Below are 22,497 nucleotides of genomic sequence, written 5' to 3' on the forward strand. Positions count from 1 at the left end.
CGGATCAGGCGCCCGGGTTGCACTCGCCCAGCGAGCCGCCCGCAAATTGCGGATGGTCAGGCGCATATGTGACCTGATCGACCGGAGTAACTTCTACGATTTCAACGAGGTCGAATTCGTTCTCCGGGTTCTCCTTGCCGCGCACCACGACGACGTCCTTGAAGCACTGGTGGTCATCGGCACGATAAAGGGTCGGCCCGTTGCCCATCCCGTCGAATTCGAAGCCCGACAAGGCTTCGTCGACGGCGCAAGGGTTGAACGATCCGGCCCGCGTGACGGCATCGGCGTAAAGCAGCGTCTGCACGTAGCAGGTATGGGCGGCCTGAGAGGGCGGGAAGCCATACTTGTTGCCGAAGCTCTGCACGAATGCGTTTGTGCCAAGGTAGCGCTCGCCGAGCTGGTTCTCCAGCTTCCAGTCCCAGTTCTGAGAGCCGAGGATGCCGGCGATATTCTCGCCCGCGCCGCGCGCCATCAGTTCGGAATAGAGCGGCACGACGATTTCGAACTGCTTGCCATTGGCTTGGCGGCTGCGCAGGCCAAACTGGACCGCGTTAGTCAGAGAGTTGACCATGTTGCCGCCATAGTGGTTCAGGACGAGGACGTCCGCCTCGGACTGCAGAACGGGCGCGATATAGGACGAGAAGTCGGTCTGGGTCAGCGGCGTAAGCACCGTATTCACTGTCTCCCAGCCCAGAGCCTCGGTTGACTCGCGCACGGCCTGCTCTGTCGTATAGCCCCAGTTGTAGTCGGCTGTCAGATGATAGGCCTTGCGATCATTGCCGTATTGCGCGGCGAGGATTGGGGCAAGCGCGGCGCCCGACATGTAGGAGTTGAAGAAATGGCGGAAGCCGTTCGCCTTCTTGTCCTTGCCGGTCGTGTCGTTCGCATGGGTCAGGCCGGCCATGAAGATCACGCCAGCTTCCTGGCAGAGCGCCTGTACGGCAACGGCGACGCCGGAGCTTGATCCGCCTGACACCATGATGGCGCCGTCTTTCTCGATCATCGACCGGGCCGAGGCGCGGGCGGCATCGGATTTCGTCTGCGTGTCGCCAGTCACGAATTCGACGCGCTTGCCCATGATCCCGGTTCCGTCGAGAACCTTGGACGAGAAGGTCTGCAGCATGCCGCCATCGCCTTCTCCGTTCAAATGCTCAACTGCAAGCTCGAAGGCCCGCAGTTCATCGGCGCCTTCATCCGCATAGGGCCCCGATTGCGGAACGTTGAAGCCCAACGTGACCGTGTCGCCCGGCGGAGCATTGGTGAAGCCGGTATGCGCTTCCGCCCAGACCCTGCTGGTGAAGAGCGTAGGGGTCGCAAGAGCCGCACCGCCTAATGCGCCTGTGCGCATAAGGCCGCGACGCGTGAAATTGGATTTCGCCATGTTATCCTCCCGATAGACATATCGCCTCTGCGCCTCCTCGCGCATTCAGACGACTGTCATGTTTACAGCGTGTAGGAGTCATGGTGCTTGGCGGAAAATCTCGCAACAAGACCTTTGCACTGCTGAACTTTTCTGTAAATTTATCGACAATGCGTCGCAGAAACTTGTAAATCCTATTATCTGTGCAATGCAGCGATCCGTTGATAAGACAGGGAAAACCGGTGGCATCATCGACAGGGCAAATCGGGTCGCGGATCCGCAAGGCGCGAATGGCCGCAGGTATCAAACAGGCGGATCTTGCCAGGCAGGTTGAAATCTCGGCTTCCTATCTCAACCTAATCGAGCATGACCGCCGGAGAATTGGCGGCCGGCTTGTCAATGCGATCGCCAGAGAACTTGAGATGGACCCGTCTCTTCTGATGGAGGGGGCGGAGGCAGCTCTGGTTCGCGATCTGCAGACCGCATCGAATGCGGTCGACGTCCACACGGAACTTGACCGGATCGACGAGTTCGCGAACCGTTTTCCAGGCTGGGCCAAGTTGGTCACCGCGCAGGCTGCAAGGATCGATCTGCTGGCGGAACGGGTGGAAACGCTCGCCGACCGGATGGTGCATGATCCGGCACTCGCGGCGTCCCTGCACGAGACGATCTCTGCGGTGACCGCGATCCGGTCGACCTCGTCGATACTAGTGAACGGAGAGAATCTAGATGCCGACTGGCGCCGCCGGTTTCACGCCAATCTCTACAATGACAGTCTACGGCTTGCTGAGCATAGTCAGGCCCTTGTCGACTATCTCGAGCGGGATACGGTCGAAGGGACCTCGGAAAGTCCGGCCGACGAAATAGGGTCGGTCTTTCAGGCACATGACTGGCGGATTGATGCGCTTGAGGCCGGAGGGCTCGATGCGGTGGACAAAACGCTCGAAGAGCTCTTTTCGCCTCAGGCCCGCCGCGCTGCACGACCGGTTTTGAATCGATATGCCCGCGATGCGCAGGCGGTGCCCGAAGCGTCCCTTTCCAAAGTCCGTAAGTCCAAGGACATCGATCCAGCGCAACTTGCAGCTCAGCTTGGCGTGGATCTTGGGACTGTTCTGCGCCGTCTTGCGGTTGGAGGCGATGGGCTTGGCGGGCGGCCGACCGGTCTTGTCCTAAGCGATGCGGCCGGAGCGATCCTGTTCCGAAAGCCCGTGCCCGGATTTCAGATGCCTTCTCTCGGAGCCGCTTGCGCGCGGTGGCCGGTCTTCACCGCCATGGGCCGGGCCGGGCTGCCGCTCCGGGCGGAGCTTGTCATGCCCGCTGCGCCGCCTGCGCGGTTCACAGCATTTGCAACGGCCGAGATCCGGGGACCCGCTCGGTTCGATGAGCCCCCTGTGGTCGAAGCGACCATGCTTCTCTTGGCGGATGGGCCTGAGACGACGACGGCGTTGGAGGTCGGATCGAGCTGCAAAGTGTGTCCCCGCACCGGTTGTGCGGCTCGCCGGGAGGCGTCTATCCTTTAGACGGCGGTCCATGGCAGTCTGAAAGAGCATGCTATCCCCTTTGTTTTTTTGACAGGCTCCCCCATTGTCGCGATAGTCAATGTAAGAGCCGGAGAACCGGCCGGTGACAGGGTTTGGGAGGACCTGGTACATGGGACGACGTGTCCTGCTGATCGAAGATGAGCCCAATATCATCGAAGCGATCAGCTTTATTCTGAGCCGGGATGGCTGGACCGTGCACACGCATTCCGATGGGGAGACGGCGACAGAGAAGGTGCGGGAAGGCCGCCCGGAACTTGTCATTCTCGATGTCATGCTCCCGGGGCGCAGTGGATTTGATATCCTGCGCGATCTTCGTGCCGATGCGGCGACGGCGGATCTACCGGTCCTGATGCTGACGGCCCGCGGGCAGACGAAGGACCGTGAAATGGCAGCTCGGCTTGGCGTCAGCCGTTTCATGACCAAGCCGTTTTCGAACGCGGAAGTGCTCGAAAGCGTACGCGCGCTTGCTGCGTCATGAGCCAGAGACCATCTATCTTTCTGGCACGAGATACCTATAGACGCAGGCGTCTTCGCGATGTCGCGCGGGTCTTGCCCATTGTCGGCGCAGTGCTCTTGATGGTGCCTCTGACCTGGTCAGGCGGATCGGGGGCTTCTGTTCAACTGAACTCCAATGCTGCTCTTTATGTCTTTGGCGCCTGGCTTGCATTGATCGTCGCGGCGGCTTGTCTGTCTGGGCCCCTCAGCCGTCCGGAGCCGGATGAGGGCGGAGAAGGTCGCGACTGATGCTGTCTTTCAACCTGCTGGTTGGTGTCGCGCTGAGTTACGTCGCGGTGCTCTTTGCCGTTGCCTTCTGGGCGGAGCGGCGGGCCGCGAATGGACGGGACGGCTGGCTAAGATCGCCGCTGGTCTACACGCTTTCTCTATCCGTGTACTGCACCGGTTGGACTTTCTACGGCGCGGTCGGATATGCCGCGAGATCCGGGCTGGAATATCTCGTCATCTATCTGGGACCAACACTTGTTCTGGTGGGCTGGTGGGCCCTTCTGCGCAAGTTGGTCCGGGTGGGGCGGACGCAAAGGATCACATCGATTGCCGACCTGATTTCATCGCGGTTCGGAAAATCGAACACGCTTGGCGTGATCGTGACCGTCATCACTGTCGTGGCGACCACGCCATACATCGCCCTGCAATTGCAGTCGGTCACCCTGTCCGTTTCGGTCTTCGCGGAGCAGGGTTGGGGCGAGGCAGATTTGCATGCGACGGCGTTCTGGGTCGCCGTGGGGCTTGCTCTTTTCACTATCCTTTTTGGGACGCGCAATCTCGACGTTAACGAACGGCACCACGGCGTGGTGATGGCGATTGCCCTGGAGGCTGTGGTCAAACTGTTTGCCTTGCTCGCCGTCGGAATTTTCGTTGTTTGGCAAGTGGCCGATGGGCCGGCGGACGTGCTCGCGCGGATCGATGCGTCGCCCCAGGCCGAATGGCAAATCGGGCCGGGACGCTGGGCCGGACTGATTTTCCTGTCGGCTGCAGCGGTTCTCTGTCTGCCCCGGATGTTCCACGTCATGGTGGTTGAAAACTCTGACGAACGGCATCTGGCGACCGCAAGCTGGGCGTTCCCTCTTTATCTTGGAGCGATGAGCCTTTTCGTCCTGCCGATCGCGGTAATCGGCCTCGATGTGATGCCGGAGGGGTCGAACCCGGATCTTTTCGTATTGACCCTGCCGCTTCAGCTGGGTGCGGACGGGCTTGCTTTTCTGTCCTTTCTCGGCGGGCTCTCATCGGCGACATCGATGGTCATCGTGGCCTCTATCGCGCTCTCGATCATGGTGTCGAACCATATCGTCATGCCGATCTGGCTTAGCTCGACAGGCGACCGTGCCAGCATGTCAGGCGATGTTCGGCGGACCGTGATCCTGTCTCGCCGCATCGCGATTGCGGTGGTCCTGTCCTTGGGTTGGCTCTACTTTCAGCTCTCCGGCGCGACGGAGGCCTTAGCGTCTATCGGACTGATTTCCTTTGCCGGGAGTGCACAGATCCTGCCGCCGTTACTCGCGGGTCTGTTCTGGAGAGGCGCGACTCGGATTGGCGCGGGCGCAGGGCTTGTGATCGGATTTGCGATTTGGATCTACACTCTCTTCTTACCGGGCAGTGGCCTTGGTCTACCCGAAAGCGTCATGACCGACGGGCCGATGGGGATTGGCTGGCTCAGGCCGCAGGCGCTCTTTGGGATCGAAGGGATGGATCCGGTACTGCACACCGTCCTGTGGTCAATGATCCTTAACGCGCTTGCGGTTTTTATCGGATCCGTCCTGTCCTTCCCCAGCCCGCTAGAGCGGCTTCAGGGTGCGCAAGTCGTCGACGTTTTTGCCCATTCCGCCAGTCCCAAAGGGTGGGGGCAAGGCACCGCGGAAGCGGAAGACCTGCTCGTCATGGCGCAACGGATCCTCGGAAGCACCCAAGCTCATCACCTGTTCGAAGGGCAGGCCAAGCTCCAAGGCACCGCAGGCTATCTGCCGGAAGTCACTCCGGACTTTCTTGATCGGCTCGAGCGGGAGCTTGCAGGTTCTGTCGGTGCGGCGACGGCCCATGCGATGATCGGACAGATCCAGGGGGGAACATCGGTGTCCGTCGAGGATCTTATCGCGGTGGCTGACGAGACGGCACAGATGATGGAGTATTCCTCCCGGCTAGAAGCGAAATCGGCAGAGCTGACGCTGACGGCGCAGCAGCTTCAGGAGGCCAACGAGAAGCTGACCGCTCTTTCGATCCAGAAGGACGGATTTCTCAGCCAAATCAGCCATGAGCTTAGAACGCCTATGACGTCGATCCGCGCCTTCTCGGAATTGCTGCGCGACGGAGACGTTCCGGCAGATGAGCGTGCCCGGTTTGCTGGGATTATCCAGGACGAGGCGGTTCGACTGACACGGCTCCTTGACGATCTTCTTGACCTAAGCGTGCTGGAAAACGGGCAGGTAACCCTTAATGTCGCCGACGGCCCGCTTGTGGATCTGATCGACAGGGCCGTGGCTGCTACCGAACGGCAGACAATCGGTCTGCGCATCATTCGCGATCGCGATGCCGAGGCCAGCCTTCTGCTTGAAACGGATCTCGATCGGTTGAGCCAGGTTTTCATCAATCTGATTTCGAACGCCGCAAAATACTGTGACGCGGAAAGCCCCGAATTGCGGATCGAGGTAAGAGGGCGAACCATCGACATTGTGGATAACGGAAGCGGAATTCCAAAGGCATCGCGCCGGGTTATATTCGAAAAGTTCTCGCGCTTGTCCGATCATTCGGCTGCAGGCGGCGCAGGTCTCGGCCTCGCCATTTGCCGCGAGATTATGGAAAAGCTCGGCGGCTCGATCGATTATCTGCCTGGACGCGATGGAGCTGCGTTCCGCGTTGTTCTCCCGGATGCGCGAGCGCTTGCAGCCGAGTAGGACTTTAACCCCCAAGTAACGTTCAGCCGTTAAGGCTTTCTCCGTATGAGCGCATGGCGGGCGAAGACATGACAAGAGAGGGTCAGACGGATCCGGTATTGCGGCGCAAGTTGCGACCTGTCGGGGCTGGCGCAGGACGGGATGACGCTGATCTCAAGATACTGGGTCGCGCGCTGCGCAAAGGTGCGGAGCAGGCGATAGACCTTGATCTGCGTGTCGTGGACGGGCGTGAGGAGGTGAGGTCCCTTCTAGACTGCCTTGCGGATCTGACAGACGATCTGCTCATCCTTCTGATGCGCGGGCCGAACGAGCGATACGGTTTGGTGGTTCTCGATCATCAGGTAATGTCCGCAACCATCGAAGTGGCGACGACAGGACGGGTTGCGGCCGATCCATCCGAACCTCGGCGCCCTACCCACACCGATGCTTCGATGGCGGCTTCACTCATTGATGCGATGTTGCTTCAGGTTTTGGATCTGGCGGAAGGAACGTCGCTGGCCAAACGATTTCGCGGATACGGACACTTGACGCTTCTGTCTGAGCTTTCTGCGGCAGAGCTTTTGCTGAACGATGGATCGTTCCGGATCACGGATCTCGAGGTCGCGTTAGGCGAAGCCGGTCGAAGTGGACGCATTCAAATTATTCTACCCGAACCTGTGCAAGCCATGTCAGAAAAGCAGGCGAATGTAGAGACTTGGCGCTCTCAATTCAAATCGCGTCTGATGTGCGCGACCGCGGATCTGGAGGCTGTTCTGCACCGCCCCAATCTTCCCCTTGCTGAACTGCGCGCGTTCAAGGTTGGATCAATCGTGCCTGTCCCGGTCGCTGCGCTGTCCAGCGTTCGGATCGAAACGCTTTCCGGCGCGACAGTCGCGCGCGGGAGGCTAGGGCAGGTTTCAGGGGCCCGGGCGCTCAGACTTGTCAGCGAGGTCATGGTCGAGCCTGTCTTCGATCTTGCCAAGGTCGCTTCGCCGGAGGATCAGGTTCCCGAGCTTCGGATACCTCAAGAGCATCAGGTTCTCGACGCCCTTGAGGGTGTGGACAACCGGTCGAGCTCCGACGTCCCCTAGGACTTTGCCAATTGCTCGATCTGCGGCCGAAGTCCGGCAAGATCGTATCCAGCCTGAGCGGTTGCTGCGATGATCTCATCCGCAGGACGCTCGCCCGCCTGGCCGAGGGACCATAAGATAGACGACCGGGTCCCCGATGCACAATAGGCGAGGACAGGACCGCTTGATCCATCCAGGATGCGTTTCTGTTCCGCGATGATCTCTGGCGTGAGGGTCTGATGGGTGACAGGAAGATCCTTGAACTCAAGGCCCGCCGCCTCTGCCGCCGTCCGTATCGCGTCGCTTTGGACAGCGGGAGGGACCTCCATGTCAGGCCGATTGCAAATGATTGTCGTGAACCCCGCCTCGCGGATCGCGTAGATATCGGTCGGCTCTATCTGAGGAGACACGGCGTAGGTTGGCGTGAGGGGGCGAATGTCCATGGCCCTTCCTACCGGTCGCGGTGTTCTTCGTCTAGCGATCAGCAATCGGAAAGTCGAGCTGCGCAAAACCATAAGTTGATTTGAGTCAAGCACGGGGCGAGCGAATCTGATATGGTGATACCGTCTCAATGGGGAGAGCGAGATGACCAGCCAACAGATGGAGTATGAACTGAGCGACCTGCTGGAGCGGATCGAGGAAAGTTCGGATCGGACCAGCCTTCAGCCAAGGCTGCATCGTGTGATCATAGAAATGGACCAAAAGCGCATGGCGGTTCCGATCAGGGCAAGGCGGCTCAATGCATCATTGCGGGATGAGGCGATCGAGGCGCAATTCGACAATATGCCGGTTTAGCTTGTCAGGTCTAATGCCCTGACAAGCTAAACTTTTTCCTGGGTGTATTTGCGAAGCTCCGCGCGGGCGACCTGGCGCCGGTGAACGGCGTCGGGTCCGTCAGCAAGACGGAGTGTGCGCAGGTTCGTCCATTGCCGCGCGAGCGGTGTGTCCTGCGAGACGCCCATCGCACCATGCATCTGGACGGCGGCATCCGTGATCCGAAGCGCAATTTCGGGCGCTATCACCTTGATTTTGCTGATCCATGGGGCAGCGGCGCGCTTGTCGCCCTGGTCCATCATCCACGCTGCCTTGAGGCAAAGAAGACGCGCCTGCTCGATCTCCATCCGGGCATCGGCGATTTCGTCGTAATTGGCGCCAAGCTGGGCGAGCGGTTTGCCGAAAGCGACCCGGCTGATTGACCGTTTTGTCATAAGTTCCAAGGCCTTCTCGGCTTGGCCGATGGCCCGCATGCAGTGATGGATGCGGCCTGGGCCGAGGCGGCCTTGCGCGATTTCAAAGCCGCGCCCTTCGCCTAGAAGCAGATCTTTCGCGGGAACGCGGACGTCTGTGAAGCGGATATGCATATGGCCGTGCGGGGCGTCGTCGTGGCCGTAAACCTCCATGGCTCTTAGCTTTTTTATGCCGGGCGCGTCGGCGGGGATCACGAACATGGAGTGCTGAACGTGTTTGGGGAAATGGTCGCCGCCGGTTTTGGCGAGCACGATATAGACGGCGCAGCGCGGATCGCCTGCTCCGGTGGCCCACCATTTCTCTCCGTTGAGGGTGTAGTGATCACCATCGAGGATGGCGGACATGGCGATATTGGTGGCGTCCGAGCTTGCGACATCGGGTTCGGTCATCAGGTAAGCAGAGCGGATTTCTCCGCCTTTCAAGCGTGTTAGCCAGCGTTCTTTATGCTCATCCGTGCCGTAGCGAGAGAAGACCTCCATGTTGCCGGTATCGGGAGCGTTGCAGTTGAAGACCTCGGCGCCAAGATGGCTGCGGCCCATTCCCTCGGCGAGATAGGCGTAGTCGACCGTGCTTAGATCTCCGCCCGAAAACGTGTCCCAGAAATTCCAGAGGCCACGGGATTTCGCTTTGTTCTTAAGGGTTTCAAGGATCTCGGTCTGTCGATCGGTGAAGGTCCAGCGGTCTCCCTTCTCCACTTCGGCAAGGAACTCGTCATCGAGGGGAGCAATCTCGGTTCGGACCATGTCGCGGACGGCGTCATAGGTGGTCTGAAGAGAGGGAGAGAGGCCGAGATCCATGTGTGACGCTCCTAGATTGGACCCTGAGAGTGCCGGTGGACGGGAAGCGCTGCAATCCCCGATTCAACTGATTTTAGCCTTCGGTATCGCGTCGGTATCGCGTCGGTATTTGGTCGGTGCAATTGTGGCAAAACCGAAGGCGGCGGCCTGGACGTTGAGCGGGCGAGATCTGTGCAATGGCGTGCGCCGCTTAGCGGGGGAATTCTCTTGAACTTCCTCAGCTGGCCGAGGCTAGATGAGATCATGACAGATGAGAGTGCAGCGCTGGGGGCCGAGCCGTCGGTGATCGCCGATTGGCTGATGGCTCATATCCCGGATCTTTCCGGTGTGACCGGCCTGGTCAAGTTTGGATCCGGGCAATCCAATCCGACCTATCGGATCGATACCGCATCGGGACCCTATGTCCTGAGATCCAAACCGCCGGGCAAGCTGCTGAGATCGGCACATCTGGTGGAACGAGAGTATCGGGTCATGGCGGCCCTGGCGGAAACGGATGTTCCAGTGCCGAACATGTTGGCTTTGGCCGAAGACGCAACATCGCCGACGGGTCGCGCTTTCTTCGTGATGGAATACCTGGACGGGGAGATCTTTTGGGATCCGGTCCTGCCAGAGATCTCTCAGACGGATCGGCGTGCCTACTATGACGAGATGGCCCGGGTTCTGGCGGCGCTGCATTCGGTCGACCCCAAGGCGGTGGGGCTATGCGATTACGGCAAACCGGGAAATTACTTCGCGCGGCAGACCGAGCGTTGGGCGGAGCAATACCGGGCTTCGGTCGAGACGCCGTCGGAGGCGATGATGCGGATCGAGGCCTGGCTGCGCGAACGGATGCCCGAAGATGACGGGCAGGTGGCTTTGGTGCACGGGGATTACCGGCTGGACAACATGATGTTCGCGCGGGGGGAGTCCCGGGTGATCGGTTTGCTCGACTGGGAACTGTCGACGCTGGGCCATCCGCTGGCCGATCTGGCCTATCAGTGCTTTCAATGGCGGCTGCCTCATGGGGGGCAGATGCGGGGCCTCGCGGGCAAGGATCGCGCGGCGTTGGGGCTGCCGACCGAAGAGGAGTATGTCGCGGCCTATAGTGCGGCGCGCGGGATCGACGGCGTTGGGGACTGGACGTTCTATCTGGTCTTCTCGGGGTTCCGGCTGGCGGCGATCCTGCAGGGGGTCGCGAGCCGGGCGGCGGCGGGAAATGCATCGGATCCGAAAGGGGCGATCTACGGGCAGCTTGTGCCGCTTCTGGAGGAAATGATCGTCGGGATGCTGGATTGAGGCGATTGGTCTTGAGAGACGAGGGCAGCGCCCGGCCCGGCGGGGCGGAGTTGAACTGAGCGCGGCATGTCGGTCGGGGCTGGACGGCTGCGCGAAGCCAGACGGTGAAGAAGCGCCCGCCCCGTGGGGGGCGGGTCGGGCGCTGCCCGGCGTGGCCGCCGGTCGGGCGTCTTGATCGAAGTTAGCTCAGGATCACACCCACGACGACGCAGATCAGACCGAGCATCGATAGGAAAAACGCGCCTAGATTGACCGGCACGATCTTTTGCATGCGCTGGCGAAGCTCGTCGTCGGAGAGCTCCTCGCGCCGGGCCTTCATCACCTTCAGGAGGCTCCAGACGATGCCGGCAAAGCCGATCAGCGTGATAAGGGCTCCGATCCAGACGAGCGCTTGCATGGGATTTCCTTGGCCGTTGAATGCCTTGCGGTAGCGCGGGCGTGGCCTGCGTGCAAGCGGGCTTGCGCGGGCGGGGCCCATCGGGCTAGGACCGCGCGTGGCAATTTCCCGATCAGAGGCGAGCGATGAGCGACGAGACGAGCAGTGTGACCGAGCAATACCGCGTGACGGCAGACGAATTGCGGTCCTTCATCGAGCGGTTCGAGCGGCTCGAGGCCGAGAAAAAGGACATTGCCGAGCAGCAAAAAGAGGTCATGGCGGAGGCCAAAGGGCGCGGCTACGACACGAAGGTGATGCGCAAGGTCATCGCTTTGCGCAAGCGCGACCGTGACGATATCGCCGAGGAAGAGGCGGTTCTCGAAATGTACAAGGAGGCGTTGGGGATGTGATCCCCGGCGATGGCCGATATGCGCGATGAAGCTGTGACGGTGCCAAGCGACGCGGCCTTTCGGGCGGCGGTTCTCGAGCGGTTGAGCTCGGATCACGGCGGGCGGCGGGATCTGTGCTCGGTCCGGCGGGCGATGGCGGCGGTTCTGCGCGGGGTCGTGGTGCCGATCTGGCAGTCTGCGTTGGAGCGCGGCGCTGGGCACAAGCGGGTTGCCTATCTGTCGATGGAATTCCTGATCGGGCGGCTGGCGGGCGATACGCTTTTGTCGCTGGGATTGCGGGACGCGGCGAAGGCTGTGTGCTTGGAGCTGGGGTTGACACTGGACGATGTGCTGGAAGTGGAGCCGGATGCGGCGCTCGGCAATGGCGGTCTTGGGCGATTGGCGGCGTGTTTTCTGGACTCGATGGCCACGGTGGGATGCCCGGCGGTCGGATACGGGCTGCGCTACGAACATGGGCTCTTCCGGCAGGGGATCGAGGACGACAAGCAGACCGAAACGCCCGAGGACTGGCTGAGCCGAGGCTATCCCTGGGAGCTGCGCAGCGCGCGCAGCTACGGGATCGGGTTTTTCGGGACGGTGACGGACGGGGTCTGGAAGCCCTCCGAGACGATCTGGGCGCAGGGTTATGATGTGCCGGTCCCGGGCTGGCAGGGCTCTTTTGCCGGAACCTTGCGGCTATGGGCGGCCGAGGCGGTGCAGAGCTTCGATCTGGGCCGGTTCAATGGCGGCGATCATGTCGGTGCCTCCGAGACGGAGGCGTCGGCGCGAGCCTTATGCCGGGTGCTCTATCCCGATGACGGAACTGAGGCGGGTCAGACGCTGCGGCTGAAGCAGGAATATTTCCTGTCGGCGGCCTCGCTCGCCGATCTGCTGGCCGATCATCGGGCGGCGGGCCTGCCAATGGAGACGTTGCCGGATCATGTAGCGATCCAGCTCAACGACACGCATCCGGCGATCGCGGGGCCCGAGCTGATGCGGGTTCTGATCGACGAGGAGGGGCTGGAGTTCGACGCGGCTTTGAAGCTGGCGCGGGGGGTGCTGAACTATACCAACCATACGCTGCTTCCCGAGGCGCTCGAGAGTTGGCCCGAGATGCTGCTGGGCTGGCTCTTGCCGCGTCATCTGGAGATCATCCGGATGCTGGCGGGCGCGATGCCGGGGGCCGGGATCTTGGGCGGCAGCGAGGTGCGGATGGGCAACCTGGCCTTCGCGATGGCGGGCCGCGTGAATGGCGTGTCGGCTTTGCATACCGAGCTGATGAAGGAGACGGTCTTTGCCGGGCTGCACCGGCAGCACCCCGAGCGGATTGTGAACCAAACGAACGGGGTGACGCCGCGCCGTTGGATCGCGGGATGCAATCCGGGGCTGGCGGGCGCGGTGACGGCGGCGATCGGGGAAGGATGGCTCACGGATCTGGAGCGGCTGGGCGAGCTGGAGCCTTTGCAGCCGGGCGTCGTGGAGGCGATGGCCGAGGTGAAGCGGGCGAACAAGGTGCAGCTGGCGGCCTGGCTTGGCGCGACGCAGGGCGTGCAGGTTGATCCGGGCGCGATGTTCGACGTGCAGATCAAGCGGATCCACGAATACAAGCGCCAGCATCTGAACATTCTCGAGACGATTGCCCTGTGGCAGGAGATGCGCGATGCGCCTCAGGCGGGATGGGTGCCGCGAGTAAAGATTTTCGCGGGAAAGGCGGCGCCGGGGTATCACTTCGCCAAAGAGATCATCCATCTGATCGGCAAGGTCGCTCGGATGGTGAACGCTGATCCCGTGACAGGCGATCTGCTCAAGGTAGTGTTCCTGCCGAATTACAATGTCAGCCTGGCCGAGCGGCTGATCCCGGCGGCGGATCTGAGCGAGCAGATTTCGACGGCGGGCAAAGAGGCGTCGGGCACGGGGAACATGAAATTCGCGATGAATGGCGCGCTGACCATCGGCACGCTGGATGGCGCGAATGTTGAAATTCGGGAGCGGGTCGGGGCGGAGAATTTCTTGCTCTTCGGGATGACCGCCGAGGAGGTCTCGTCCCGGCGCGCGATTCCGGATCATGCCGCCACGGCGATTGAGGCGGAGCCTCGGCTGGCACGGGCGCTTGAGGCGCTGAGGGACGGGACCTTTATTCCGGACTGGCCGGATCTGTTTGCGGGGATCGCCGATAACGTGAGCGGCCCGGATCATTTCCTCGTTGCGTCCGACTTCGCCGATTACTGGCGCGCGCAGCGTGAGGCGGACCGCTGGTTTGCCGATGCAGACGGCTGGGCCGAGAAGGCGGCGCTGAATGTCGCGCGGTCTGGCTGGTTCTCGTCGGATCGGACGATCCGCGGCTATATGGCGGATATCTGGGGCATCTCGCCTGTTAGCGCCTGACGGAACCGAAAACGTGCCCTAAGGTTAACCCCGCAACAAGGGGGACGACCGATCAGCATGCCGTCCGGAACAGAACTCACCCGCGCCGATATCCTCGATGCCGAGACCGCGCATCTGATTGCCGATGGGCTGCATCCCGATCCGTTTTCGATCCTTGGGCCGCGCGAGCGCGGCGGCGTACTGACGGTTGTGGCCTTCGATCCCGGCGCCTCGCAGCTTTGGGCGGTCGAGGAAGGGACGGATTACCCGCTTTTGCCGACAGATGTGCCGCATGTCTTCGTGGGCGAGGTTCCGGGGCGGGTCTACCGGCTGAAAGGTGCGGGCGACGGCGCCGAATGGGAGTATGACGACCCTTATCGCTATGGGCCAGTGCTGGGCGAGACGGATGAGTATCTGCTGGGCGAGGGCACGCATCGGCGGATCTGGCAGGTACTTGGCGCGCATGTGATGGAGCATGAAGGGACGCCGGGGACGCATTTCGCAGTCTGGGCGCCGAATGCCGACGGGGTCGCCGTCGTGGGCGATTTTAACTTCTGGGATGGGCGACGGCACGTGATGCGGCGGCGCGGGGGGACCGGCGTTTGGGAGATTTTCGTCCCCGGTGTGGGTGATGGCGCGGCCTACAAGTTCATGATCCGCGGCGCTGGCGGGCGGCCTGTGCCGATGAAGGCCGATCCGGTGGGGTTCGGCGCGCAGCACCCGCCCGAGACGGCGAGCGTTGTGCGCGACATTGCGGGCTATGGCTGGTCCGACGACGACTGGATGGCGGGGCGCGCGGCGCGGAACCGGCGGGACGCGCCGATCTCGATCTACGAGGTCCATCTGGGAAGCTGGAAGCGGCGCGAGGATGGACGGCCGATTTCGTACAAGGAGGCGGCGGATGAGCTGGTGGGCTATGCTTCTGAAATGGGCTTCACCCATATCGAGCTGATGCCGATCAGCGAGTTTCCGTTCGATGGGTCCTGGGGCTATCAGCCAGTGGGGATGTATGCGCCGACGATCCGCTTTGGGCCGCCGCATGAATTTCGCGATCTGGTGGAGGCCGCGCACAAAGCGGGGCTTGGTGTGCTGGTCGACTGGGTGCCGGGGCATTTTCCGAGCGACCCGCATGGGCTGGCGCTCTTTGATGGGACGCATCTCTATGAGCACGCGGACCCCAAGGAGGGGTTTCACCAGGACTGGAACACGCTGATCTACAATTATGGGCGCAAGGAGGTGGCGAATTACCTGACCTCTAACGCCTTGTATTGGCTGGAGGAATATCACCTCGACGGGCTGCGTGTGGATGCGGTCGCCTCGATGCTCTACCGCGATTACTCGCGCAAGGATGGCGAGTGGATCCCCAACAAGGATGGCGGCCGCGAGAACTACGAGGCGATCGCGATGCTTCAGCAGATGAACACGATCACCTATGGCGAGATGCCCGGGATCATGACGGTTGCCGAGGAATCGACGGCCTATCCCGGCGTGTCGTCACCCGTAGATGCGGGCGGGCTTGGCTTTGGGTTCAAGTGGAACATGGGGTGGATGAACGACACGCTCGAATACATGCCCGAAGAGCCGATTAACCGGAAATACCATCACCACAAGATGACCTTCGGGATCGATTACGCCTTTACAGAGAATTTCATCCTGCCGATCAGCCATGACGAGGTGGTCCATGGCAAGGGCTCGATGCTGGGCAAGATGCCGGGGAGCGATTGGGAGAAGTTCGCCAATCTGCGCGCCTATTACGGGTTCATGTGGGGCCATCCGGGTAAGAAGCTGCTGTTTATGGGCAATGAGGTCGCGCAGGGGGCGGAGTGGAACCACGATGCATCTGTCGATTGGGATGCGCTTCAGAACCCCGCGCATGAGGGGATCCGCGCCTTGGTGCGGGATCTGAATAGGGCCTATCGCGACTGGCCCGCGCTGCATGTGAAGGATTGCGAGCCCGAGGGATTTCAGTGGATCGAGGGTGGGGATGTGGATCATTCGGTCCTATCGTTCTTGCGCTTCGGGGCGAAGGGGGATGCGCCGGTCGCGGTGATCTGCAACTTCACGCCGGTTGAGCGGACGGAATGGCGAATTGGGCTGCCTGAGGCGGGACGCTGGCGCGAGATCGTGAATACGGATGCCGATGTCTACGGAGGAGGTGGGCGCGGCAATATGGGCGGTGTGACGACGGACGATGAGGGGGCACATGGCCAGCCTTGTTCGGCCCGGTTCGTTCTGCCGCCTTTGTCGGTGATCATGCTGGTGCATGAAGGGTCATAAGGGAGGATTGCGATGTCGATGTCGAACCAGAGGCTGTCTAGCCGGACGATGGCCTTCGTGCTGGCGGGCGGGCGCGGCTCGCGCCTCAAGGAGCTGACGGATACGCGGGCGAAACCGGCGGTCTATTTCGGGGGCAAGACGCGGATCGTGGATTTCGCGTTGTCCAATGCCCTCAATTCCGGGATCCGCAAGATGGCGGTGGCCACGCAGTACAAGGCACATTCGTTGATCCGGCATTGCCAGCGGGGCTGGTCCTTCTTTCGCGCCGAGCGGAACGAATACCTTGATATCCTGCCCGCCTCGCAGCGGGTGAGCGAGGAGAAATGGTATGTCGGCACGGCCGATGCGGTGACGCAGAACATCGATATCGTGGATAGCTATGACGTGGATTACCTGCTCGTTCTGGCAGGAGATCACATCTACAAGATGGATTACGAGCTGATGCTGCGTCAGCATGTGGACAGCGAGGCGGATGTGACTGTCGGGTGTCTGACAGTGCCGCGGATGGAGGCGACGGCTTTTGGTGTGATGCATGTGGACGAAACCGACCGGATCACGTCGTTCCTGGAAAAGCCCGCCGATCCCCCCTCGATCCCTGGCGATCCCGATCATGCGCTGGCCTCGATGGGGATCTACGTCTTCAAGTGGTCGTTTCTGCGCGAGCTGTTGCAGCGCGATGCCGACGATGCCGAGAGCAAGCATGATTTCGGCGGCGATATCATTCCCTATATCGTGGGGAACGGGAAGGCGGTGGCGCACCGCTTCGATGACAGCTGCGTGCGCCATAGCGACGAGGCGCCGTCCTACTGGCGGGATGTCGGGACGGTGGATGCCTATTGGAAGGCGAATATCGATCTGACGACCTTCGATCCGGATCTGAACCTCTGGGACAAGAACTGGCCGATCTGGACCTATTCGGAGAGCGTGCCGCCCGCCAAGTTCATTCATGACGAGGACGATCGGCGCGGGACGGCGGTCTCTTCGCTCGTCGCGGGAGGCTGCATCATTTCGGGGACCGAGATCCGGGAGTCGCTGCTTTTCACGCAGGTGCATACGAACTCCTTCGCGTCGCTGACGCGGGCGGTGGTGATGCCTTATGTCAACGTGGGGCGGCATGCTCAGCTCAGCGATGTGGTGATCGACCGGGGGGTGCAGATCCCTGAAGGGCTGGTCGTGGGTGAGGATCCGGAGGAGGACGCCAAGTGGTTCCGCGTCTCCGAAGGGGGCGTTACGCTGATTACCCAGCCGATGCTGGATGCGAGGGCCGCGGCGCAGTGAAGGTTCTGTCGGTCGCCTCGGAATGCGCGCCTTTGGTCAAGACCGGGGGGCTGGCCGATGTGGTTGGCGCTTTGCCGGGGGCCTTGGCCGAGGTCGGGGTGGAGATGCGTGTCATGCTGCCCGGCTATCCGGCGGTGATGGCGGCGCTTGAGGGTGCGAAGGTCGTTCTGAAGATCGACGATTGCTTCGGCGGCAAAGGCCGGGTTCTGAGCGGCGAGGCGGCGGGCTTCGATCTGCTGGTGCTGGAGGCTGCGCATCTTTTTGATCGAGGCGGATCGCTATACCTCGATGAGCACAAGCACGACTGGCCCGACAATCCCGAGCGGTTCGCCGCGCTAAGCTGGGCGGCGGCGGCGGTGGCCAAGGCGGGCACATGGCGGCCCGATGTGGTTCATCTGCATGACTGGCAGGCGGGGCTGGCCGCGTATTATTTGAAGGATAGCGGTATCCCGACGGTGCTGACGATCCACAACATCGCCTTTCACGGGCTGGCCGGGCGGGACCAGATCGAGAGCCTGCGGCTGGATCCGCATGATTTCGACCGGGAGGGCTATGAGTTCTGGGGCAAGATCAGCTCACTCAAGGCCGGGCTGGTCTGGTCGGACAGGATCACGACGGTCAGCCCGACCTATGCGCGCGAGCTGATGCGGCCCGAATTCGGGATGGGTCTGGACGGTGTGATGCGGGCCAGATCGGGCGATCTGAGCGGGATCCTCAACGGGATCGACGAGGCGATCTGGAACCCGGCGAGCGATCCCGAGATCAAGGGCTACAAGTCTGCCAAGGGCAAGGCCCGCAACACCGCTGCCCTGCGCAAGGAGCTGGGATTGCCGGAGAGTGCTGGTCCGCTTTGCGTCGTGATCTCTCGGCTGAGCGATCAGAAGGGGCTCGATCTGCTGCTCGAGGCGCTGCCTGCGCTGATCGACAACGGGGGGCAGCTTGCGCTTCTGGGCTCGGGCAGTCCCGCGATGGAGGTGGCGTTCACCCATGTGGCCGAGGCGCATGACGGGGTCGCCGTGAGGATCGGCTATGACGAAGGGCTGTCGCACCGGATGATTGCAGGCGGCGATGCAATCCTCGTGCCCTCGCGGTTCGAGCCGTGCGGGCTGACCCAGCTTTATGGGCTGCGCTATGGCACGATCCCGGTCGTCGCGCTGACAGGCGGGCTGGCTGATACGGTCATCGACGCCAATCCGGCGGCTTTGGCGACGGGCGTGGCGACGGGGATTCAGTTTTATCCCGTGACATCCGAGGCGCTGGCGCAGGCGCTGATCCGCCTGACCGAGCTTTATGCCGACCCCGGGATCTGGGCGCGGCTGCAGAAGAATGCGATGACGCAGCCTGTGGGCTGGGCGCAATCGGCGCGGGCCTATGCCGATCTATACGAGGTGCTGGCCAGCGCATGAGCGACATCACGGTAACAGGCGGACGATCGTTCCCGATGGGGGCGGCGGTGACGGAGGACGGGGTGAACTTCGCCGTCTTCTCGGCCCATGCGGATCGGGTGACGCTGTGCCTCTTCGACGAGGACGGGCGCGAGGATCTGGTGATCGACCTGCCCGAGCGGGAGGGTGATATCTGGCACGGGCATGTGGCCGGTATCGGCGTGGGCCAAACCTACGGCCTTCGCGCGCGGGGGCGATATACGCCCGAGGAGGGGCATCGGTTCAATCCGCACAAGCTGCTGCTCGATCCCTATGCCAAGGCGCTGACTGGACTGCCGGTCTGGGACGATGCGCTGATGGGCTATGAGGTCGGCGCGGACGATCTGACGCTCGATCCGCGTGACAGCGCCGCCTTCATGCCGCGCGGGATCGTCGTGGACGAGCGGTTCGATTGGGAGGGCGACCGGCTCTTGCGACGGCCTGCGGCGGAGACGGTGTTCTACGAAGGCCACGTGAAGGGGCTGACGGCGCAGCACCCTGAGGTCTCGGAGGGCGGCTTTGCCGGTGTCGCCAGCGATGCGATGATCGCGCATTACACGAAGCTGGGCATTACGGCGCTGGAGCTGCTGCCGGTCCAGACCTTCATCACCGACCGCTTTCTCGAAGAGAGGGGGCTGGTGAATTACTGGGGCTATCAGACGCTCGGGTTCTTTGCTCCGCATCCGGCCTATGGGACGATGCGGGACTTTCAGCAGATGGTGAAACGGCTGCACGGCGCCGGGATCGAGGTGATCCTCGATGTGGTCTACAACCACACCGCCGAGGGCAACGAGCTGGGGCCGACGCTGAGCTTTCGGGGGCTGGATAATGCGAGCTATTACAAGCTCGATGCGGTGAATGCGCGGCATTACGTAAACGATACCGGCACGGGCAATACGCTGGATCTGACGCAGCCGATGGTCCTGCGGATGGTGCTGGATTCGTTGAGGTATTGGGTGGAAGTCGGCCATGTCGACGGCTTTCGGTTCGATCTGGCCAGTGTGCTGGGGCGCGAGCCGGGGGGCTTTGATCCAAACGGCGGCTTCTTTCGCGCGGTGCGGCAGGATCCTGTTCTGGCGGGGGTCAAGCTGATCGCGGAGCCTTGGGATATTGGGCCGGGCGGCTATCAGCTCGGCTCCTATCCGCCGCCTTTTATGGAATGGAACGACCGCTACCGCGATGGCGCACGGCGGTTCTGGCGCGGCGATGCGGGCCGTGCGCCGGATATGGCAGCGCGGCTTGCGGGATCGGCGGGAGAGTTCGACCATTCCGGGCGGCTGGCGACGTCTTCGGTGAACATGCTGACAGCGCATGACGGGTTCACGCTGACGGACGTGGTGTCGTACAAGCGGCGGCACAATTTCGATAATGGTGAAAAGGGCCTCGACGGGCACGGCGAGAACTACTCGGACAATATGGGGCAGGAAGGCCCGTCCGAGGCGCTGACGGACGCGCGGGCGTCGCGGCGACGAGCTATGATGGCGACGCTGCTGCTGTCCCAGGGGGTGCCGTTGATCCTGGCGGGCGACGAGATCGGCAATTCGCAGGGCGGCAACAACAACGCGTATAATCAGGACAATCCGGTCGGCTGGATCGACTGGGAGGGCGCGGATTGGAACTTTTTCGATTGGACCCGGCGGATGATCGCGTTTCGCAAGGCGCATCCGGCGCTGCGGCAGGTCCGGTTCCTGCATTCGCGCGAGCGGCTTATCGACGGGACGCCCGATCTGTTCTGGCACAAGGCAGACGGCACTCCCATTCAGCCGGGCGACTGGAGCGACGAGGCGCTGCGGCTCGTGATCGCGGAGGTGCGCACGGCCTCGGGCACGCCTGAGTATGTGGATCGGGACGGAGCGCTTTTACTGGTGCTTAATGCTGGCGCGGCCGAAGAGATCTCGATGCCCGAGACGCCCGAGGGGACCATCTGGTGCCGCGAGATCGACAGCGCCGATCCGTCCTCCGCGCCGCGCCCGGCCCTCGAGGCCGAGACCGTTGCCGCCGGCTCCGTTACGGTTTTCATTCTACAGCCCTCAACCTCAGAGGAGACACTGCCATGAGTGTTCTGACCATCGAAACGACACCCATTCAGGGGCAGAAACCGGGGACGTCGGGCCTGCGCAAGACGACGCGGACGTTCATGGGCACGCATTACCTTGAGAATTTCGTGGCCTCGATCTTTGGCGCGATCGGCGGGGCGGAGGGTAAGACCTTCGTTCTTGGGGGCGACGGGCGGTATTTCAACGACCGCGCCGTGCAGGTGATCCTGCGGATGGCGGCGGCGGAAGGCGCGGCGCGGGTGATCGTGGGGCAGGGCGGGATCCTGTCGACACCGGCGGCCTCGAACCTGATCCGCACGCGGGGCACGGATGGCGGGATCATTCTGTCGGCCTCGCATAATCCCGGCGGGATCGATGCGGATTTCGGGATCAAGTTCAACGGGCCCAATGGTGGACCTGCGCCGGAAAGCCTGACCGCGAAAATGCATGATCTAACGATGCGGATCATCGGCTACCGGATCTGGGAAGGGGCGGATGTGGACGTGTCCTCGTTAGGAGAGACCTCCTGTGGGGAGATGACGGTCGAGGTCGTCGACCCTGTTGACGACTATGCGGAATTGATGGAGGAACTTTTCGACTTCAGCGCTTTGAAGGCGCTATTCGCGGGCGGGTTCACTATGCGGTTCGATGCGATGCATGCGGTGACGGGGCCTTATGCGACTGAGATCCTCGAAAGGCGGCTCGGCGCGCCTGCGGGGACGGTCATGAATGGCAACCCGAGCCCGGATTTCGGCGGCGGGCATCCCGATCCCAACCCGACCTGGGCCAAGGAGCTGATGGACGTCATGATGGGTTCTGATGCTACTGATTTCGGGGCGGCCTCGGACGGGGATGGCGACCGGAACATGATCGTGGGCAAGGGCGCCTATGTGACGCCATCCGACAGCCTTGCCGTTCTCGCCGCGAATGCGACGCTTGCGCCGGGCTATGCCAATGGGCTGGCGGGCGTGGCACGGTCGATGCCGACGTCGCGCGCGGTCGACCGGGTGGCCGAGGCGCTGGGCATTGAGGCCTACGAGACGCCGACGGGCTGGAAGTTCTTCGGCAATCTGCTGGATGCTGGAAAGGTCACGCTCTGCGGAGAGGAAAGCGCGGGGACCGGATCGGACCATGTGCGCGAGAAGGACGGGCTGTGGGCGGTGCTGCTGTGGCTGAACATTCTGGCGGCGCGCAAGATCTCGGTGGCCGAGATCATGGCGGATCACTGGACGAGCTATGGTCGCAACTATTATTCGCGCCACGACTACGAGGCGGTTGAGACAGACAAGGCCAATGCGCTGCTGGAGCGGCTGGAGGCGAAGCTCTCCGATCTGCCGGGTACGATCGTGCAAGGGATGACAGTCGAAGCGGCCGATCAGTTCGCCTATGACGATCCGGTCGATGGATCGCGCTCGGAAGGGCAGGGTGTCCGAGTGATGTTCGAGGGTGGAGCGCGGATCGTCTTTCGCCTCTCGGGTACGGGTACGCAAGGCGCGACACTTAGGGTCTACCTTGAGGATCGGGTCGAAGGGCCGGAAGGTCTGGACCGGCCCGCGGACGAGGCGCTTCAGACGATCGTTGCGGCGGCGGACGAGATCGCGCAGATCCACGAGATGACCGGCCGGGATAAGCCTGACGTGACGACATGACCGGCAGACCGGGCGCTTAAATTATGGGCG

18 protein-coding genes are annotated in these 22,497 nt (G+C 62.2%); 14 read left to right on the forward strand and 4 right to left on the reverse strand.

Annotated elements, in window-relative coordinates:
* Positions 1-4: 4 nt before the first annotated feature.
* Positions 5-1,381, reverse strand: coding sequence for a substrate-binding protein (locus tag AAD018_RS05745; protein ID WP_367313086.1), 1,377 nt, complete (start codon positions 1,379-1,381; stop codon positions 5-7).
* Between the two features lie 221 nt (positions 1,382-1,602).
* On the opposite strand from AAD018_RS05745, the gene AAD018_RS05750 reads away from it, so the two are divergent.
* The 5 genes from AAD018_RS05750 (at position 1,603) to AAD018_RS05770 (ending at position 7,375) form a co-directional block, all read left to right on the forward strand.
* The gene (locus AAD018_RS05750) at positions 1,603-2,880 is read left to right on the forward strand and encodes a helix-turn-helix domain-containing protein (RefSeq protein ID WP_367313085.1); all 1,278 of its coding nucleotides are present in this window, start codon (positions 1,603-1,605) and stop codon (positions 2,878-2,880) included.
* A 130-nt stretch (positions 2,881-3,010) separates the two neighbouring features.
* Positions 3,011-3,379, forward strand: coding sequence for a response regulator transcription factor (locus AAD018_RS05755; protein WP_367313084.1), 369 nt, complete (start codon positions 3,011-3,013; stop codon positions 3,377-3,379).
* Positions 3,376-3,645 (forward strand): hypothetical protein, encoded by a 270-nt coding sequence (locus tag AAD018_RS05760; protein WP_412005185.1) that lies wholly within the window; start codon positions 3,376-3,378, stop codon positions 3,643-3,645. The genes AAD018_RS05755 and AAD018_RS05760 overlap by 4 nt, the downstream gene beginning before the upstream one ends.
* The gene (locus AAD018_RS05765) at positions 3,645-6,305 is read left to right on the forward strand and encodes an ATP-binding protein (protein ID WP_367313083.1); all 2,661 of its coding nucleotides are present in this window, start codon (positions 3,645-3,647) and stop codon (positions 6,303-6,305) included. Before AAD018_RS05760 ends, AAD018_RS05765 begins: the two co-directional genes overlap by 1 nt.
* A gap of 68 nt (positions 6,306-6,373) precedes the next feature.
* Positions 6,374-7,375 carry a FliM/FliN family flagellar motor switch protein gene (locus tag AAD018_RS05770; protein WP_367313082.1) on the forward strand — a complete coding sequence of 334 codons (1,002 nt, stop codon included), beginning with the start codon at positions 6,374-6,376 and terminating at the stop codon, positions 7,373-7,375.
* Here AAD018_RS05770 and AAD018_RS05775 read toward each other — a convergent pair.
* On the reverse strand, positions 7,372-7,797 hold the full coding sequence (locus AAD018_RS05775; protein WP_367313081.1) for a protein tyrosine phosphatase family protein: 426 nt from the start codon (positions 7,795-7,797) through the stop codon (positions 7,372-7,374). The genes AAD018_RS05770 and AAD018_RS05775 overlap by 4 nt on opposite strands.
* A 142-nt stretch (positions 7,798-7,939) precedes the next feature.
* Between AAD018_RS05775 and AAD018_RS05780 the strand changes: the two genes are divergently transcribed.
* A complete protein-coding gene (locus tag AAD018_RS05780; protein WP_367313080.1) occupies positions 7,940-8,149 on the forward strand; it encodes a hypothetical protein in 210 nt (69 codons plus the stop codon).
* Between the two features lie 26 nt (positions 8,150-8,175).
* Here the strand turns inward: AAD018_RS05780 and AAD018_RS05785 are convergent, their stop codons facing one another.
* A complete protein-coding gene (locus AAD018_RS05785) occupies positions 8,176-9,399 on the reverse strand; it encodes an acyl-CoA dehydrogenase family protein (protein ID WP_367313079.1) in 1,224 nt (407 codons plus the stop codon).
* A 243-nt stretch (positions 9,400-9,642) separates the two neighbouring features.
* Between AAD018_RS05785 and AAD018_RS05790 the strand changes: the two genes are divergently transcribed.
* Complete coding sequence (locus AAD018_RS05790; protein WP_367313078.1) at positions 9,643-10,674, forward strand: phosphotransferase family protein; 1,032 nt, start codon at positions 9,643-9,645, stop codon at positions 10,672-10,674.
* A gap of 181 nt (positions 10,675-10,855) precedes the next feature.
* Here the strand turns inward: AAD018_RS05790 and AAD018_RS05795 are convergent, their stop codons facing one another.
* Positions 10,856-11,071, reverse strand: coding sequence for a hypothetical protein (locus tag AAD018_RS05795; RefSeq protein WP_367313077.1), 216 nt, complete (start codon positions 11,069-11,071; stop codon positions 10,856-10,858).
* A gap of 125 nt (positions 11,072-11,196) precedes the next feature.
* Here AAD018_RS05795 and AAD018_RS05800 point away from each other — a divergent pair, with 125 nt between their 5' ends.
* Genes AAD018_RS05800 through AAD018_RS05830 form a run of 7 tightly spaced genes read left to right on the forward strand, consistent with a single transcriptional unit; the run spans position 11,197 to position 22,467 of the window.
* Positions 11,197-11,460 carry a DUF2312 domain-containing protein gene (locus AAD018_RS05800; RefSeq protein ID WP_367313076.1) on the forward strand — a complete coding sequence of 88 codons (264 nt, stop codon included), beginning with the start codon at positions 11,197-11,199 and terminating at the stop codon, positions 11,458-11,460.
* 18 nt (positions 11,461-11,478) lie between these two features.
* Entirely contained in the window at positions 11,479-13,824 is a 2,346-nt protein-coding gene (locus AAD018_RS05805; RefSeq protein WP_412005203.1) for a glycogen/starch/alpha-glucan phosphorylase, read from the forward strand.
* Between the two features lie 57 nt (positions 13,825-13,881).
* Positions 13,882-16,080 carry a 1,4-alpha-glucan branching protein GlgB gene (gene glgB, locus AAD018_RS05810; RefSeq protein ID WP_367313074.1) on the forward strand — a complete coding sequence of 733 codons (2,199 nt, stop codon included), beginning with the start codon at positions 13,882-13,884 and terminating at the stop codon, positions 16,078-16,080.
* Between the two features lie 12 nt (positions 16,081-16,092).
* Entirely contained in the window at positions 16,093-17,358 is a 1,266-nt protein-coding gene (gene glgC, locus AAD018_RS05815) for a glucose-1-phosphate adenylyltransferase (protein ID WP_412005186.1), read from the forward strand.
* A complete protein-coding gene (gene glgA, locus AAD018_RS05820) occupies positions 17,355-18,764 on the forward strand; it encodes a glycogen synthase GlgA (RefSeq protein ID WP_367313073.1) in 1,410 nt (469 codons plus the stop codon). The genes glgC and glgA overlap by 4 nt, the downstream gene beginning before the upstream one ends.
* Entirely contained in the window at positions 18,761-20,839 is a 2,079-nt protein-coding gene (glgX, locus tag AAD018_RS05825) for a glycogen debranching protein GlgX (RefSeq protein WP_367313072.1), read from the forward strand. The genes glgA and glgX overlap by 4 nt, the downstream gene beginning before the upstream one ends.
* Entirely contained in the window at positions 20,836-22,467 is a 1,632-nt protein-coding gene (locus AAD018_RS05830; RefSeq protein WP_367313071.1) for an alpha-D-glucose phosphate-specific phosphoglucomutase, read from the forward strand. The genes glgX and AAD018_RS05830 overlap by 4 nt, the downstream gene beginning before the upstream one ends.
* Positions 22,468-22,497: the final 30 nt, after the last annotated feature.

Origin of the sequence: Aestuariibius insulae (assembly GCF_040783535.2) — a bacterium.
GTDB classification, from domain to species: Bacteria; Pseudomonadota; Alphaproteobacteria; order Rhodobacterales; family Rhodobacteraceae; genus Aestuariibius; species Aestuariibius insulae.